Origin of the sequence: Bacillus sp. FSL R5-0585 (assembly GCF_038004545.1) — a bacterium.
Classification (GTDB): domain Bacteria; phylum Bacillota; class Bacilli; order Bacillales; family Bacillaceae_G; genus Bacillus_A; species Bacillus_A cereus.
In genome coordinates, this window is the sequence record NZ_JBBORJ010000001.1 from 627902 (window position 1) to 645613 (window position 17712).

Here is a 17712-nt window from a genome sequence, read left to right on the forward strand (position 1 = left end):
ACAGGTTGTTTTTATAATGGAGGAATGAAAATGAAAATTTTTGATGCTCATTGTGACGTGCTTCTTCAGTTATGGAGTGCACAAGGGAAAAGGAATTTTAAAGAGGATTCACAATTACATATTACATTTGAACAGTTAAAGAGAAGAAAAGGAAGTATACAATGTTTTGCTATATATGTACCAGAAACAGTGGCATATGAAAACCGATTTGAAGTAGCATTACAAATGGTAGATATTTTTTATAATGAAATTTTATCCCTACCAGGTGTGAAGTTTATTCAGACAAAAGATGATATTAACATATTAAAACAGGACGAGATTGGAGCGATATTAACAATAGAAGGATGCGAAGCAATTGGAAAAGATGCAATGAAATTACGGTTGTTGTATCGCCTAGGAGTACGTTCTTTTGGACTAACATGGAATTATGCCAATCTCTTAGCTGATGGTGCGCTAGAGACACGTGGGGCGGGTTTAACGACTTTTGGTAAACATGTTGTACAAGAACTGAATGCGTTACATGTATGGACTGATGTGTCTCATTTGAATGAAAGAAGTTTTTGGGATGTTATAGAGATTGCAAAAAATCCTATTGCTTCCCACTCAAATTGTATGAAACTTTGCGAGCACCCACGTAATTTAAACGATGAACAACTTAAAGCTCTTATAAAGAAAAATGGCATGATTGGTGTCACTTTTGTACCGCAGTTTCTAACAAATGAAAAACAAGCGAATGTAGCAGATATAGTAAGACATATCGAATATATTTGTTCATTAGGTGGAGAGCGAAATATAGGATTTGGTTCCGATTTTGATGGGATTTTAGAAACAGTTGTAAATGTATCAGCGTATCGAGATTATGAAAATGTAATGAATGAGCTTTGTAAACACTATGCTGCATCTACTGTAGAACGATTTTTATATGATAATTTTGTAGAACATATAAGTTTTTAAATTCTGATTTAAAATTCAGAAAAATTAAAATTAATTCATTTGATTTTATTGCTTTTTTTAAGACCTAATACTAGAATGAAAAACAAAATAGCTTTATACTAAAGATTCAGGGAAATCAGAAGAGGCATAATTTGCGTCCGTTGTAGTTTATTTGCATAAAAAATGCTAAACTATTACTGTAAAAAAATACACTACAATGAATGCAGCCAAAAGGGGTGTAGGAGATGATTAGTCAACTTTCATGGAAAGTTGGAGGCCAACAAGGTGAAGGAATTGAAAGTACAGGAGAAATCTTCTGTATTGCATTAAACCGATTAGGATATTACCTATACGGTTACCGCCACTTCTCATCACGTATAAAAGGCGGCCATACAAATAATAAAATTCGTGTAAGTACAACAGAAGTACGAGCGATCTCAGATGATTTAGATATTTTAATTGCTTTTGACCAAGAAACAATTGATTTTAATTTCCACGAACTACGTCCAGGTGGAATTGTAGTTGCGGATGCGAAATTTAATCCAACAATACCTGACAATACAGATGTAAATCTATATGTGATACCGTTTACAGATATTGCTTCAGAATTAGGCACATCATTAATGAAAAACATGGTTGCTGTTGGAGCATCAAGTGCAGTATTAGGATTAGATGAAACAGCTTATTTAGATGTTGTTGAAGAAATCTTTGGTCGTAAAGGAGAGCAAGTCGTTCAAAAGAATATGGACGCAATTAAACGCGGCTCTCAATATATGAAAGAATTACTAGGTGAGAAAGTAAACATGATGCAGCTTGAAAAAGCTGATGGTAAAAAACGCATGTTTATGATTGGAAACGATGCAATCGCATTTGGTGCGGTAGCTGGTGGTGCTCGTTTTATGTCAGCATACCCAATCACACCTGCATCAGAAATTATGGAATACTTAATTAAAAAATTACCGAAAGTCGGCGGAACAGTAATCCAAACTGAGGATGAAATCGCAGCTTGTACAATGGCAATCGGTGCAAACTATGCTGGTGTTCGTACATTAACGGCATCTGCTGGTCCTGGTCTTTCATTAATGATGGAAGCAATCGGTTTAGCAGGTATTACAGAAACCCCATTAGTAATTGTTGATACACAACGTGGCGGCCCAAGTACAGGGTTACCAACGAAACAAGAACAGTCTGACTTAATGGCGATGATTTACGGTACGCATGGTGAAATTCCAAAAATCGTAATGGCGCCAAGTACAGTTGAAGAAGCTTTCTATGACATTGTAGAAGCATTTAACTTATCTGAAGAATATCAAGTTCCTGTTATTTTCTTAACAGATTTACAGCTTTCGTTAGGAAAACAAACAGTAGAACCACTTAAATTAGATAAAGTGGAAATTCGTCGTGGTAAGCTTGATTTAGAAGCAGAATTACCAGAACGTGAAAATAAAGCATACTTCAAGCGTTATGAAGTAACAGAAGACGGCGTTTCACCACGTGTTTTACCTGGTATGAAAAATGGTGTTCACCATGTTACAGGTGTAGAACATGATGAAACTGGAAAACCGTCGGAATCAGCAATAAACCGTAAAGATCAAATGGACAAACGTTTCCGTAAAATGGAGAACTTGAAGTTTAATACCCCTGTTTATAAAAATGTTAAGCATGAAGAAGCAGACGTATTGCTTGTTGGATTTAACTCAACTCGTGGTGCGATTGAAGAGGCAATGACGCGTTTAGAACAAGAGGGTATGAAAGTAAACCATGCTCATGTGCGTTTAATTCACCCGTTCCCAACAGCTGAAATCGATCCACTTGTGAAAAAGGCGAAGCGTGTTGTAGTAGTAGAAAACAATGCAACAGGTCAGCTTGCTAACATTATGAAAATGAATCTTGGTAATGGTGAGAAAATTTCTAGTCTTTTAAAATATGATGGAAACCCATTCTTGCCGAAAGAGATTTACAACGAATGCAAAAAAGGGGTTGTATTAAATGGCAACATTTAAGGACTTTCGTAACAGTGTAAAGCCAAACTGGTGCCCAGGTTGCGGAGACTTCTCAGTGCAAGCTGCAATTCAACGTGCGGCAGCTAACGTTGGCCTAAATCCAGATGAACTTGCTGTTATTTCTGGTATCGGCTGTTCAGGCCGTATTTCAGGTTATATTAATTCATATGGTGTGCATAGTATTCATGGTCGTGCCCTTCCGATTGCACAAGGTGTGAAAATGGCAAATCGTGATTTAACAGTTATCGCTTCAGGTGGTGACGGTGATGGATTTGCGATTGGTATGGGACATACAATCCATTCTATTCGTCGTAATATCGACATTACGTACATCGTAATGGATAACCAAATTTATGGATTAACAAAAGGGCAAACTTCACCACGTAGTGAAGCTGGATTTAAAACGAAAAGCACACCACAAGGTTCAATTGAACCATCACTAAATGTAATGGAAATGGCCTTAACAGCTGGTGCGACATTTGTGGCGCAAAGCTTTTCGAGTGATTTAAAAGAATTAACACAAATTATTGAAGCTGGTATTAACCATAAAGGATTTTCATTAATTAACGTATTTAGCCCATGTGTTACTTACAATAAAGTAAATACTTACGATTGGTTTAAAGAGAATTTAACGAAACTAAGCACAGTAGAGGGATATGATCCATCTAATCGCATGATGGCTATGCAAACTTTAATGGAAAATAACGGTTTAGTAACAGGGTTAATTTATCAAAATACTAAGCAACCATCATATCAAGAACTTGTTAAAGGCTATAGTGAAGAGCCTTTAGTGAAATCTGATTTAAATATGGATCAGAAAATGTTTGATGAGCTTGTTGCTGAATTTATGTAATGTAAGAAGAGGAGGTTGCCGATTTGGTAACCTTTTTTTATGTACAAAAATATAGGGTAGCCTTATTTACTTAGAAAATTCAGAATGATAAAATAATATATAAATCGTTGTATGAAAATGGCAAGTTCATTGCTTATGAAATGTAAGGTAATAAAAGGCCTTTGTATTGTTAAGATTGGCGAAACACGTCATACTATGGTAATGTTTATAGGGATAAAGCAATATGCTTTTGGGTAGGACAACAAGAAATGATAAAAAAGGGAATGTCTATTTGCGTGGGGAAGACTTCATTCTTATGAATGATTAGATTGATTACTCAAGTTTCAAAGGACAAGTTATCTCTCCAGCTATCTAACCATTTTTGAGGTGAGTCTAAGCGCATTAAAATGGACTATAGAGTGTGTATAGTTAAGGGTGAAAGGAGATTTACCGATGAACGAGCAACAACGATTAGCAAGTCAACAAGCAAATTCCTCTACGAAAAAAGAAGAGAAAGATTATAGTAAATACTTTGAAAGTGTATATCAACCACCTTCCTTAAAGGATGCGAAAAAGCGTGGGAAAGAAGAAGTTAAAATTGAACGGGATTTTGGCTTACCTGAAGAGTTTCGCAATTTTGGTACAGGAAGAAAGTTCTATATTCGTACATATGGTTGTCAAATGAATGAGCATGATACGGAAGTAATGGCAGGTATTTTCACAGCACTTGGATATGAACCAACTTTTTCAACTGAGGATGCAGATGTAGTTTTATTAAATACTTGTGCAATTCGTGAAAATGCCGAAAATAAAGTGTTTGGTGAGCTAGGTCATTTAAAGTCACTCAAACGAAGAAATCCAGACCTTTTAATTGGTGTATGTGGTTGTATGTCTCAAGAGGAATCTGTTGTAAATAAAATTATGCAAAAAAATCAGCATGTAGATATGGTATTTGGAACGCATAATATTCATAGACTACCGTATATTCTAAAAGATGCGATGTTCTCGAAAGAGACGGTAGTTGAAGTATGGTCAAAAGAAGGTGACGTAATTGAAAACCTTCCGAAAGTACGTCGTGGTGATATTAAAGCGTGGGTAAATATTATGTATGGCTGTGATAAATTCTGTACGTATTGTATTGTACCGTATACACGCGGAAAAGAGCGAAGTAGACGTCCAGAAGATATTATCCAAGAGATTCGTCATTTAGCTGCAAATGGTTATAAAGAAATTACTTTACTTGGACAAAACGTAAATGCATATGGTAAAGACTTTGAAGATATAGAATACGGTCTTGGCGATTTAATGGACGAACTTCGTAAAGTTGATATTGCCCGTATTCGTTTTACAACGAGCCATCCACGTGATTTCGATGATCACTTAATTGAAGTGCTTGGAAAAGGTGGCAACCTAGTAGAACATATCCATTTACCAGTTCAATCTGGAAGTACAGATATGTTGAAAATTATGGCGCGTAAATATTCGCGTGAGCATTATTTAGAACTTGTAAGAAAAATTAAAGAAGCAATTCCAGATGTAGTATTAACAACAGATATTATCGTTGGTTTTCCAAATGAAACAGATGAGCAATTTGAAGAAACGATGTCGTTATATCGTGAAGTAGGGTTTGATACTGCCTTTACATTCATTTATTCTCCTCGCGAAGGTACACCAGCTGCAAAAATGAAAGATAATGTACCGATGGAAGTAAAGAAAGAACGTCTTCAACGCTTAAATACACTAGTAAATACGTTGGCAATTGAAAAGAATAGTCGTTACAAAGGTCAAATTGTAGAAGTGTTAGTTGATGGGGAAAGTAAAAATAATCCGGAAGTACTTGCAGGTTATACTCGTACGAATAAACTTGTAAACTTCGTCGCTTCAAAATCTTTAATTGGTCAGCTTGTGAAAGTAAAAATAACGGAAGCAAAAACTTGGTCTCTTAACGGGGAATTAGTTGAAGAGCCGATTGAGGTGAAATAATAGATGAAAGTATATTCGAAAGATGACATTGTTGAACAAGCGAAAGAATTAGCAAAAATGATTTCTGAAACAGAAGAAGTTGATTTTTTTAAGAAAGCAGAGGCGCAAATTCATAAAAATGAAAATGTAAAGCGCGCAATCGATGAAATTAAAGCACTGCAAAAACAAGCAGTAAACTTGCAACATTACGGGAAATGGGAAGCTTTAAAAAAGGTAGAAGCTGAAATTGATGCATTGCAAGATAAGTTAGACAGTATTCCAGTCGTACAACAATTTAAATCTTCACAAACATACGTAAATGACTTATTACAGTTAGTTGCTAGTACAATTTCTAACAACGTAACAGATGAAATATTAATTTCAACTGGTGGCGATGTACTAAAGGGTGAAACTGGCGCAGCGGTAGAAAGTAAAAAAGGAAATTGTGGTTGTTAAAGAGATGTCATATTGACATCTCTTTTTTTGTGGATTAAACGTAAGGTCTTCTCAAAAAAAGAATGACACATTCCGCTATTGTCACGCATATGATTAAGTGAATAGTGATTGAGGAGGGTTACGAATGTCCGAATTTAGAGAGATTATTACAAAAGCAGTGGTTGGAAAAGGACGTAAGTATACAAAGTCAACGCATACATGTGAATCGAATAATGAGCCAACAAGTATTTTAGGGTGCTGGGTAATTAACCACTCGTACGAAGCAAGAAAGAATGGAAAACATGTGGAAATTGAAGGTTTCTATGATGTGAACACTTGGTATTCATTTGATGGAAATACAAAGACTGAAGTTGTAACAGAACGTGTGAACTACACGGACGAAGTAAGTATTGGTTATCGTGATAAAAACTTTTCTGGTGACGATTTAGAAATTATTGCTCGTGTTATTCAGCCGCCAAATTGTTTAGAAGCACTTGTATCACCAAATGGTAATAAAATTGTTGTAACTGTAGAACGTGAATTTGTAACAGAAGTAGTTGGAGAAACGAAAATTTGTGTAAGTGTAAATCCTGAAGGCTGCGTAGAATCAGATGATGATTTCCAAATTGCTGATGATGAATTTGAAGAATTAGATCCGAACTTTATCGTTGATGCAGAAGAAGAGTAATAGAAAGCTAGGGAGAAGTTCTTCCTAGCTTTTTACTTTACATAAGTGGCGCTGAATGAACATGATTCTTTATGAAATATGTTATAATGAAGAAAGACTCCTGAAATAGGAGATAAGAGTGTCCGTGAAATGCGACATATATGAAAATAGATTATCATGTAAGAATTATGGAGGAAAAGTATGACTCAATATACGCCTATGATACAGCAATATTTAAAGGTTAAGGCAGATTATCAAGATGCCTTTTTATTTTTTCGCTTAGGCGATTTTTATGAAATGTTCTTTGAGGATGCTGTTAAAGCAGCTCATGAACTTGAAATTACATTAACGAGCCGAGATGGCGGTAGTAGTGAACGTATACCAATGTGCGGTGTACCATATCATGCGGCTAAAAACTATATTGAACAACTTGTTGAAAAAGGATATAAAGTAGCTGTTTGTGAGCAAGTAGAAGATCCGAAAACAGCTAAAGGTGTAGTACGTCGTGAAGTAGTACAATTAATTACGCCAGGAACGATGATGGAAGGGCGTACAATTGATGAGAAAGAAAACAACTTCTTAGCCGCATTAACACATTTTGAAGATGGATCATATGCATTAGCTTGTAACGACTTAACGACTGGACAAAATACAGTAACGTTACTGACTGGTTCAGTAGAAGATATTTTATTAGAAGTGTATGCAACTGGTTCGAAAGAAATTGTTGTTGATTCTTCATTTTCTAAAGATGAACTAAACAAGTTAACTGAAACATTGAAAATGACGATTTCGTATGAAGATGCAACGGCAATTCCGGAAGGATTAGAACATCTTGTGAAAAATGTTTCACAAGCAAAATTAATTAAAGCAGTTGGACGTTTATTTAACTATGTAATAAGAACGCAAAAACGTTCTTTAGATCATTTGCAACCAGTAGAAATTTATTATACGAATCAATTTATGAAAATTGATGTACATTCAAAGCGAAATTTAGAACTGACAGAAACACTTCGGACGAAAGAAAAAACAGGATCACTATTATGGTTATTGGACAAGACGAAAACAGCTATGGGTGGTCGTATGTTAAAACAGTGGATGGAACGTCCACTTATACAGAAAGAAAGAATTGAAGAGCGTTTAGAAATGGTTGAAACGTTTGTAAATGATTACTTCTTACGTGAAGATTTAAAAGAAAAGTTAAAAGAAGTATATGATTTAGAACGCTTAGCAGGAAAAGTTGCATTTGGTAACGTAAATGCAAGAGACTTATTACAATTAAGACGTTCATTACTTCAAGTGCCAGCTATTTTAGAAGCAATTAGTTTGTTAGATAACGCTTATGCATCGAGATTAATTCAAGGTGCAGATCCATGTGAAAGCTTAACAGAATTACTAGGAAGAAGTATTCAAGAAAACCCACCGCTTTCAATTAAAGATGGAGATATTATTAAAGATGGTTATAATGACAAGCTTGATCAATATCGTTACGTGAGTAAAAACGGGAAAACGTGGATTGCTGAGCTTGAAAAAAGAGAACGTGATATTACTGGAATTAAATCGTTAAAAATCGGATACAACCGTATTTTTGGTTACTATATTGAAGTAACGAAAGCGAATCTTGCAGCACTTCCAGAAGGCCGCTACGAACGAAAACAAACGCTTGCTAATGCTGAACGTTTCATTACAGATGAACTGAAAGAAAAAGAAACGTTAATTTTGGAAGCTGAAGAAAAAATCGTACAGCTAGAATACGATTTATTTACAGCACTTCGTGAAGAAGTAAAAGTATTTATTCCGAAATTACAACATTTAGCGAAAGTAATTAGTGAATTAGACGTACTGCAAAGTTTTGCGACAGTTAGTGAAGAAGAACAGTTTGTAAAACCTGTACTGACAACGAAGCGCGAAATCTTTATTAAAGATGGTCGTCATCCTGTCGTTGAAAAAGTATTGAACGGGAAATTGTATGTACCGAATGATTGTATTATGCCAGAGAATATGGATGTCTTTTTAATTACAGGGCCGAACATGTCTGGTAAAAGTACGTATATGAGACAATTAGCACTTGTAACGGTTATGTCGCAAATCGGTTGTTTCGTACCAGCAACAGAAGCAGTATTACCTGTATTTGATCAAATCTTTACGAGAATTGGTGCAGCGGATGATTTAATATCAGGTCAAAGTACATTTATGGTCGAAATGTTAGAAGCGAAAAATGCAATTGCAAACGCATCAGAAAGAAGTTTAATTTTATTCGATGAAATTGGACGCGGTACATCTACCTATGATGGTATGGCACTTGCACAAGCAATTATTGAACATATTCATGACCAAATTGGTGCAAAAACGTTATTCTCTACGCATTATCACGAATTAACGGTGTTAGAAGAGAGTTTAGATCAACTGAAAAATGTACACGTTTCAGCAATTGAAGAGAATGGAAAAGTAGTATTCCTTCATAAAATTCAAGACGGGGCAGCAGATAAAAGTTACGGAATTCACGTTGCGCAACTTGCAGAGCTTCCAGATAGCTTAATCGCCCGCGCGAAAGAAGTGTTAGCACAGCTAGAAGGACAGGAAGAAATTATTATTCCAAAACGAGTAGAAGTGAAAGTACAAGAAGCTGCTCCAGAACCTGTAGTTGTAAAAGAGGAAATAGCAGAAATACAGGAAACGAAAGTAGAGACTGAAGAAGAATCGCAACTATCTTTCTTTGGAGGAGAACAGTCTTCGAAGAAACAAGACAAACCTCTGCTAGATCAAAAAGAAACAGCAGTATTGGCGCAAATTAAAAAAATTGATTTACTTGATATGACACCTTTAGAAGCGATGAACGAATTGTATCGCTTACAGAAAAAGTTAAAGAAAGGATGAGTAAGTAGATGGGGAAAATTCGCAAACTCGATGACCAACTCTCTAACTTAATTGCGGCAGGGGAAGTAGTAGAGCGCCCTGCTTCAGTCGTAAAAGAACTTGTGGAAAATTCTATCGATGCGAATAGTACATCTATTGAAATCCACTTAGAAGAAGCTGGGTTATCGAAAATTCGTATCATTGATAACGGTGATGGTATTGCAGAAGAAGACTGTATCGTCGCTTTTGAACGCCATGCGACGAGTAAAATTAAAGATGAAAACGATCTGTTTCGCATAAGAACACTCGGTTTCCGCGGTGAGGCATTACCGAGTATTGCCTCTGTTAGTGAATTAGAATTAATTACTAGCACAGGTGATGCGCCTGGTACACACCTCATAATTAAAGGTGGAGAGATTATAAAGCAAGAGAAGACTGCGAGCCGAAAAGGAACAGATATTACAGTACAAAACTTATTCTTTAATACACCAGCGCGTCTTAAATATATGAAAACCATTCATACGGAGCTCGGGAATATTACAGATATCGTGTATCGTATTGCAATGTCACATCCAGAAGTATCGTTAAAACTGTTTCATAATGAAAAGAAATTGCTTCATACATCAGGTAACGGTGATGTAAGACAAGTACTTGCATCGATTTACAGTATTCAAGTTGCGAAGAAGCTTGTTCCAATTGAAGCTGAATCTTTAGACTTTACAATTAAAGGCTATGTAACATTACCAGAAGTAACGAGAGCATCTCGTAATTATATGTCAACGATCGTAAATGGTCGTTACGTTCGAAACTTTGTACTAATGAAAGCAATTCAGCAAGGATACCATACATTACTGCCAGTCGGCCGGTATCCAATTGGCTTCTTATCGATTGAAATGGATCCAATGCTAGTTGACGTTAACGTACATCCAGCGAAGTTAGAGGTTCGTTTTAGTAAAGAACAAGAATTGCTAAAGCTGATCGAAGAAACATTGCAAGCTGCATTTAAAAAAATACAGCTTATTCCAGATGCAGGCGTAACAACGAAGAAAAAAGAAAAAGACGAAAGTGTGCAAGAACAGTTCCAGTTTGAGCATGCGAAGCCGAAAGAACCATCTATGCCGGACATTGTTTTACCAACTGGCATGGATGCAAAACAAGAAGAACCGCAGGCTGTGAAACAGCCACCACAACTGTGGCAACCGCCGAAACAAGAATGGCAACCACCACAGTCGCTCATAAGAGAAGAACAAAGTTGGCAACCATCCACTAAACCGATAATCGAAGAACCAATTCAAGAAGAGAAATCGTGGGACAGTAATGAAGAGGATTTTGAACTAGAGGAATTAGAAGAAGAAGTTCGGGAAATAAAAGAGATTGAAATGAACGGGAATGACTTACCACCACTTTATCCAATTGGACAAATGCATGGAACATATATTTTCGCTCAAAATGATAAAGGCTTATATATGATTGACCAGCATGCCGCGCAGGAACGTATTAATTATGAATACTTCCGTGATAAAGTAGGAAGGGTAGCGCAAGAAGTACAAGAGTTACTTGTACCGTACCGTATTGATCTATCTCTTACTGAATTTTTACGTGTCGAAGAACAGTTAGAAGAACTAAAAAAAGTTGGGCTATTTTTAGAACAATTCGGCCATCAATCCTTTATCGTCCGCTCGCATCCAACATGGTTCCCGAAAGGACAAGAAACAGAAATTATCGATGAAATGATGGAGCAAGTTGTTAAACTAAAAAAAGTGGATATTAAAAAGTTACGTGAAGAAGCAGCCATCATGATGAGCTGTAAAGCATCCATTAAAGCGAATCAATATTTAACGAACGATCAAATATTTGCCTTACTGGAAGAATTACGTACAACAACAAACCCATACACATGCCCACACGGAAGACCGATTCTTGTGCATCATTCTACTTATGAGTTGGAGAAGATGTTTAAGAGGGTTATGTAGAGTGAATAAATTATATTTCAAAAGGGAGCAACATTTACTGTTGCTCCCTTTTCATATGTAGATTTAATAGTTAAACGAGAATATGGTGGAATAATTTTACAGTTTATTTCTTGGTTGTGTTAGCTTAAATTTATCTATGTATAAAAAAGCGCTGTATACAGCACTTTTTAAAATGTGCATGAATTGTATCATTACTAACTAAATAACTATGCATGGTTGAATGTTGCTTCTTATTTGGCTAATTGTTATAAAGGTCTATACAATTACTTATTTTTATTATTATTAATTTTTTCAGTGTATAGAACTTGCTCTTTATAGTGCTTCTTAATTGGGAAGTTATGTGTACCTGTGCCGTTCTTGAATTTTTTATCAATGGGGTTCTTTAGAGGAACTGTTGTAGTTTCAGTAAATTCATATGGGTAATTTATTTTAGATTTATCTTCAAACATGAAAATGCCTCCTTTTAGGATCTCCTAAATTCTTTACTATAACATGATATGCATATAGATATTTTTTGGACTAGTTATTTATATAGGTTAATGGAATTTAATTACATAACTACTGAAACATTTTAAAGGAAAACAATTTGAGAAAGAAATGGTATGAATAGCTGTTGGCTCCTATTGTTGTTTTTTTGTTTGACAGCACAGTGAATTATGTATATAAATTCAATATAGATTGTTTTTATAATATGGTTTATATGGGGTTTTCCTGATAATATAATGTGGAATATTATAGTGTTATTAGGTTATTAGGAACATTTAATGCTGTTTCATAACTGAAAGGGAATTGAAAAAAAACTGAAACTTTTCTCATAAAAATTCAATCTAACTTGAAAAATGAAAGGAAAATGAAATTTTCCAAAAGATATTCTTTGTTAAGATAAAAAGCATACATACAAAAAGTATTGACATATCTTAAAAATGTATTTTCAAGATATAGTGGGGGGAAAGATGAGATTAGAAAAACAATTAATAAAAAAGATGTATTATGAAACATTCCTAATGGAGAATGAAACAAAACCAACTCTTGACGTACTTGGACAAGCTTATGTAAACGAAGAAAAAAATGAGATTTCTGATGGGTCTTATATTCGTTTTGCACAAGGTGAATTTTATTATCGTCATCAAGATTTTGAAGCAGCTATTTTTAAATGGGAGAAGGTTAGTAATGAATTAGCACCATGGGCACAAAAAAATATTGCGGATGCTTATTTCGAACTGAATCAGTTATCATTTGCTGAAAATATTTATACTTCTATTACTACTGATAATAAAATATTGATGACCGAAATTAGACTACAATTACTTTCTCTTTACATTGAGCAAAATAATTTTGACTCAGCTTTCGGTGTTATTAAAGAAGCAGTTTCTTTAAATCCTGATTATCCGAATGTCACAAAAATTGCCCGTTCCTTTTATGAGGAACAGCAAGATTTTGATAGTGCAGTAGAGCTTGCTGTGAATGAGTTAATTCGCATAGAATCGTATCCTTGGTTTGAGGTGTTAAAAGGATATATCGATAAAGGGTTTACTAAACATATTTCACCAGACTATTTTTATGATGCATTAGCTACATTAAATAATGTAGATCAAGTACAATTTACGCAAATGGTTTCATCACTCTGGAACAGTTATAAAAATGAAAAAAATTACTTATTGTGGCTTAACACAATAAATGAATTTTTCTTACATATTGAAATACATTCGTCCGATATATGGAACAAAGTTTCTGCTCTTTACGAAGAAACGTACTTTGCATTAATTCAAGGTCAATATACGCTTAGACAATTAAACGATATCATACCAAATCTGTTAGCAAATTGGTTAAAGGTAGTCAATCCATCTTATGCTGTATTTCCATCTGCAGCTGTATTGGCATGGGATGAGATTTTCCCTTCCAAAATAGATTCAGCAAATATAGAACATGCGGAAAACTTACTGTCACATTCTATTAATCATGTAAATGGCTTAGAGTACAGCTTACACCTTTTTGAATCTATTACACAGTGGGCACAAAAGCAGAATATAGAAATAGGTCACCGATTTAAATGGTTAGTTGACGAGCTCGCAGATTTAAGAACAAATCGTATTTTAGTAACGGGAACTTCAGGGAACGGAAAAACTACATTTATTAACTCTATATTAGGAGAAAATATATTAGAAAAATCAATTTCAAATGTAGTAGTTTTAAAAAATGATGCTCATATAGAAATAAACGCTATAACAGACTCAGCAATTACAACAACGGAAGATGTCTCTGATTACCATAATATGATGTCTCAGCACCATCAAACATATAGAGATAGAGCGTGTGTTGAATTTAAATTACCATGCAGATTTTTAAATGAAAATAAACTTACATTTGTAGTGACACCTGGCTTTAATAGGAATAACGACACTAGAGATGAGATATTCGAATATTTAAATTCTGTAGACGAATTACTGTTCGTATTGAATGCGGATTCACCTTTTACTGATAAAGAACGTGACATTCTATTAAGTATTCAAGACCATACGCCAAATTTACAAATTCATTTCTTATTAAATAAAATCGATAACATTTACAGTGAAGCAGAAGTGAAAAGGGTATTACATGATACGGCAACGAGAATAAACACATATTTCCCGTATGCGAGAATTTTCCCTTATTCCTCGTTATATACAAGTAGTCAACAATTAAATGATTTAACTGAGTTTATTCATTTTAACTTTAATCATAAAAATATCGATACAGAACGTACTGAAAAGTTATTATTTTTCATTCGAAAAACAATTACATATCTTTTGGATAAACGTGTTGAGAAAGAAAATAATCTGGTGGATGCTATTAATTGGAATGAAGATATGCTAGTGAAACTAAACGGTAGCATTAATAACCTTACTACATTTGAGAGGGAAAAAATTCATTTCATTACACAATCATATCGTTCAATGAAGACTGAAATTACAAATGATCTTACTGAAAATATTCCGAAGATATTAAAGAGCTGTTCTAATTTAATTAGTGAAGAAAGTGATTTCGGGCACATGGATACGGAACTAAATAAAGCAATGAATGAAAGAGTGCATAAATATTTAGAACAAACTGTGTTACCTAATCTGGCTCTTTCTATGCAAAATTGGATTGCAACTTCTAATAATGAGCTTCTTCAAAGTCAAACATATTTAGAAGAACTTAGTGAAGGGCTTAATTCACTATTTGGAGAAAATAGAATACAGTTAGAATGTGACTTTAAAGTACTTGATGACTGGCGCAGAGATACTGACAGGATGACGACTAGAATACAAATGGATGAAGTAAATATTTTACGTCGATTTACGCCAGCACAATTTTTACTGAAAAGTGCCGGTAAATTATTTGGAGTTCTTCCTAAAAATAAATCTATGCTATATAACAAATACAAACAGTATGTAGAAAATGAAGATTATACTGAAGTAACGGCTTCTATTATGAAGAAATTTTTCTTGCAATTTGAGCTGTTTGAAAACACACAAGAGCGAGATATTAATATATTCTTTAGGAATCCATTTAACTCCTTAAAGCAAGCTTTAGAAAACACGCATTTAGAAATACAAGAAAAACAAGAGATATTACATAAGATGAAATCAAATCCTGAAATCTATCACGATTCTATCATGCTCTTTGAATTGAGATTGCGTCAATGTGAAGTGATTTTAAATATAGGTGATGATAATACTTTTGCGGATGTAGTTTTAGAAACAAGCGTAGAATAAAAAATCTGATGTGTTATAAGAAAGTAAAAAGGAGCAACTGTAATAAGTTGCTCCTTTTTCATATAGATTATTTTTCTGTTTCTTTAATTTTAGTTTGTACTTCGCCAGTTTTAATTTTATTACTTTCTGAGAAACGTAATAAATCGCCTTCAATAATTTTGTCAGACATTCGTAATTCATTTTGTGCACGTTTAATGAGGGCTTGAGCTTCTTTTTTTGGTAAATCTACAATTTCACCTGTTATACGGTCGTAGAAAGTGTTGTTTTTGTATGCATACTTATCTGTAACGAAGCTACCATCACGTAAAACAACAAAGCCAGTATATTCATCTGAAAACATATCATGGCCAAAACGAATATCATTCGTAGAATCAACACCTAATAAATTTAGAATAGTAGGTTTCATATCGATTTGTCCCGTAGGCTTTGAAATAGTTTGACCTTCTGTTTGTCCAGGAATATGAATATATAAAGGTGTACGTTGTAAATTTAAAGTATCAAATTCTGTTATTTGATCTTTTTCTAAAAACTGTGCCATTGCACGATTATGTTTTTCGGAAATGCCATAATGATCACCGTATAACACAATAATAGAATTATCGTAAAGCCCCTCGGCCTTTAGACGTTCAATAAATTTTTTAATGGATTCGTCTAAGTAACGTGCTGTTACGATGTAACGATCAAATACGCCATTACCAGAGTTGTATGGTTCAATGAATTTTGTATCTTCATCATACGTAAATGGATAATGGTTTGTTAAAGTAAGGAAACGAGCATAGAATGGCTGATTAACAGTTTTTAATATATCTACTGATTGATCAAAGTATTCGATATCTTTTAATCCCCAATTTAAATTTGTTTCTGGCGTGATTTTGTAATCAAGTTCATTATAGTAACGGTCATAACCAAGAGCGGAGTACATAATATTACGATTCCAAAATGTTGCGTTATTCGCATGAAATACAGAAGTGAAATAACCTTGCTGACGTAAAATTTCTGGAGTTGCAGTATAATCATTGTTACCGTGTGTAAAGAATACAGCTCCTCGATTTAATGGATACAACGACGTATCGATTAGAAATTCAGAATCAGATGTTTTCCCTTGACCAGTTTGATGGAAAAAGTTATCAAAGTAATAACTTTCATTTATGAATTCATTTAGGAATGGTGTAACTTCTTGCCCGTTCACTGATGCGCCTATTAAGAAGGTCTGCAAGGATTCAAGAGTTACGACAATTACGTTTTTTCCTTTCGCTGCACCAAACATATTAGGGTTTGGCTCGCTTTGATTTGCTTTTACGTAGTTTTCAGTTTCTTGTAATTTACTACTATCAGCAAGTGCTTTTTGTGATCCGGCTTTTACTTGCAGTGTTAAGTCATATACTTGGTGAGTATATAAGCCTAAATTTTTGACAAGCATGACTCGGTCGAATGATCTTGTTAATAATTCAGGGCGCTCTTTTTCTGCAAGATGTAGATTCGCAAAGAATACACCAATCGTTAAAAGAAAGTATAACAAGCGCGTAGAATGAGTTACACGTTCTGTTTTAAAGACCAATGATTTCTTTTTTAATAAAATAAAGAAGAAAACAATGTCTACGAATGCGAGTATAATTTTGTAGTTTAATATTTCTATAATACTGCCGCCTAATTGGCCAAAGTTTGAGGTTTGTCCAAGTACTGGTAATGTAACGAAATCATTATAAAAATCATAGAACATTACATTTCCAACAAGCACGATTGTTAATAAGAAATTAATACAGAGCGCTATATAATTTCGCTTTTCACCAGTTGCAAATAATGCTAATCCAACAAATGCTAATGATGCGGCTAGAGGGCTAATAAACAAAATGAGCTCTTGCGTCGAAGACTCGATTTTTAAATCAAAACTGAATCGCGTAATAAGATATGTTTTTAACCATACTGCTAAACCCATTATTATAACAAAACTTATATTTTGTATTTGTAAATTTATTTTGTTCTTCATTTTTACACCTTCTTTATATAATTTATTTAACTAAAGTTATATATTATGTTTTTATAACTATTAGAGTGTAATGAACCATTTAGACTTTGTTTTCTAAAGGGAATAATTTGAAGTATTCATATATATAATGGGGTTTTTTAAAGCGTAGTAGCATAAATATAACTCTTTTTGAGAAACGGGCAGAACAAGTCATAGTTGTAGTGAAATTGACTTATAGACATCCTACCATATTAAACACTATGATGATGTTACAAAATATCGAACAAATAAAAGTGAAAATGGATAGAGACTTTTAAAACGGTTGACATTCAATTTATTAGAATTGAATGT

Annotated in this window: 11 protein-coding genes; 9 read left to right on the top strand and 2 right to left on the bottom strand. The window is 34.2% G+C overall.

The genetic code is table 11. From position 1 onward, the window contains the following. Window positions 1–30 precede the first annotated feature (30 nt). The 8 genes from MKY38_RS03440 (at window position 31) to mutL (ending at window position 11658) form a co-directional block, all read left to right on the top strand. On the top strand, window positions 31–954 hold the full coding sequence (locus tag MKY38_RS03440; RefSeq protein WP_065222981.1) for a dipeptidase: 924 nt from the start codon (window positions 31–33) through the stop codon (window positions 952–954). A gap of 224 nt (window positions 955–1178) precedes the next feature. Further along, entirely contained in the window at window positions 1179–2936 is a 1758-nt protein-coding gene (locus tag MKY38_RS03445; RefSeq protein WP_000625417.1) for a 2-oxoacid:acceptor oxidoreductase subunit alpha, read from the top strand. Next, a complete protein-coding gene (locus MKY38_RS03450; protein WP_000190155.1) occupies window positions 2923–3789 on the top strand; it encodes a 2-oxoacid:ferredoxin oxidoreductase subunit beta in 867 nt (288 codons plus the stop codon). The genes MKY38_RS03445 and MKY38_RS03450 overlap by 14 nt, the downstream gene beginning before the upstream one ends. A 432-nt stretch (window positions 3790–4221) precedes the next feature. Then, complete coding sequence (gene miaB, locus MKY38_RS03455) at window positions 4222–5751, top strand: tRNA (N6-isopentenyl adenosine(37)-C2)-methylthiotransferase MiaB (RefSeq protein WP_001005388.1); 1530 nt, start codon at window positions 4222–4224, stop codon at window positions 5749–5751. 3 nt (window positions 5752–5754) lie between these two features. Next, complete coding sequence (locus MKY38_RS03460) at window positions 5755–6186, top strand: RicAFT regulatory complex protein RicA family protein (protein WP_000870461.1); 432 nt, start codon at window positions 5755–5757, stop codon at window positions 6184–6186. Window positions 6187–6310: 124 nt separating this feature from the next. Beyond that, window positions 6311–6853, top strand: coding sequence for an outer spore coat protein CotE (gene cotE, locus MKY38_RS03465; RefSeq protein WP_001288799.1), 543 nt, complete (start codon window positions 6311–6313; stop codon window positions 6851–6853). 180 nt (window positions 6854–7033) lie between these two features. After that, window positions 7034–9706: a DNA mismatch repair protein MutS gene (mutS, locus tag MKY38_RS03470; RefSeq protein WP_000196026.1), complete on the top strand. Its 2673-nt coding sequence runs from the start codon at window positions 7034–7036 to the stop codon at window positions 9704–9706. An 8-nt stretch (window positions 9707–9714) separates the two neighbouring features. Next, entirely contained in the window at window positions 9715–11658 is a 1944-nt protein-coding gene (gene mutL / locus MKY38_RS03475; RefSeq protein WP_065222982.1) for a DNA mismatch repair endonuclease MutL, read from the top strand. Between the two features lie 263 nt (window positions 11659–11921). On the opposite strand, the gene MKY38_RS03480 is transcribed toward mutL, so the two are convergent. Further along, on the bottom strand, window positions 11922–12107 hold the full coding sequence (locus MKY38_RS03480) for a hypothetical protein (protein WP_000461138.1): 186 nt from the start codon (window positions 12105–12107) through the stop codon (window positions 11922–11924). Window positions 12108–12611: 504 nt separating this feature from the next. Between MKY38_RS03480 and MKY38_RS03485 the strand changes: the two genes are divergently transcribed. Continuing rightward, a complete protein-coding gene (locus MKY38_RS03485) occupies window positions 12612–15395 on the top strand; it encodes a dynamin family protein (protein WP_078384493.1) in 2784 nt (927 codons plus the stop codon). Between the two features lie 67 nt (window positions 15396–15462). Here MKY38_RS03485 and MKY38_RS03490 read toward each other — a convergent pair whose 3' ends face one another. Next, the gene (locus MKY38_RS03490; protein WP_000791014.1) at window positions 15463–17382 is read right to left on the bottom strand and encodes an LTA synthase family protein; all 1920 of its coding nucleotides are present in this window, start codon (window positions 17380–17382) and stop codon (window positions 15463–15465) included. Window positions 17383–17712: the final 330 nt, after the last annotated feature.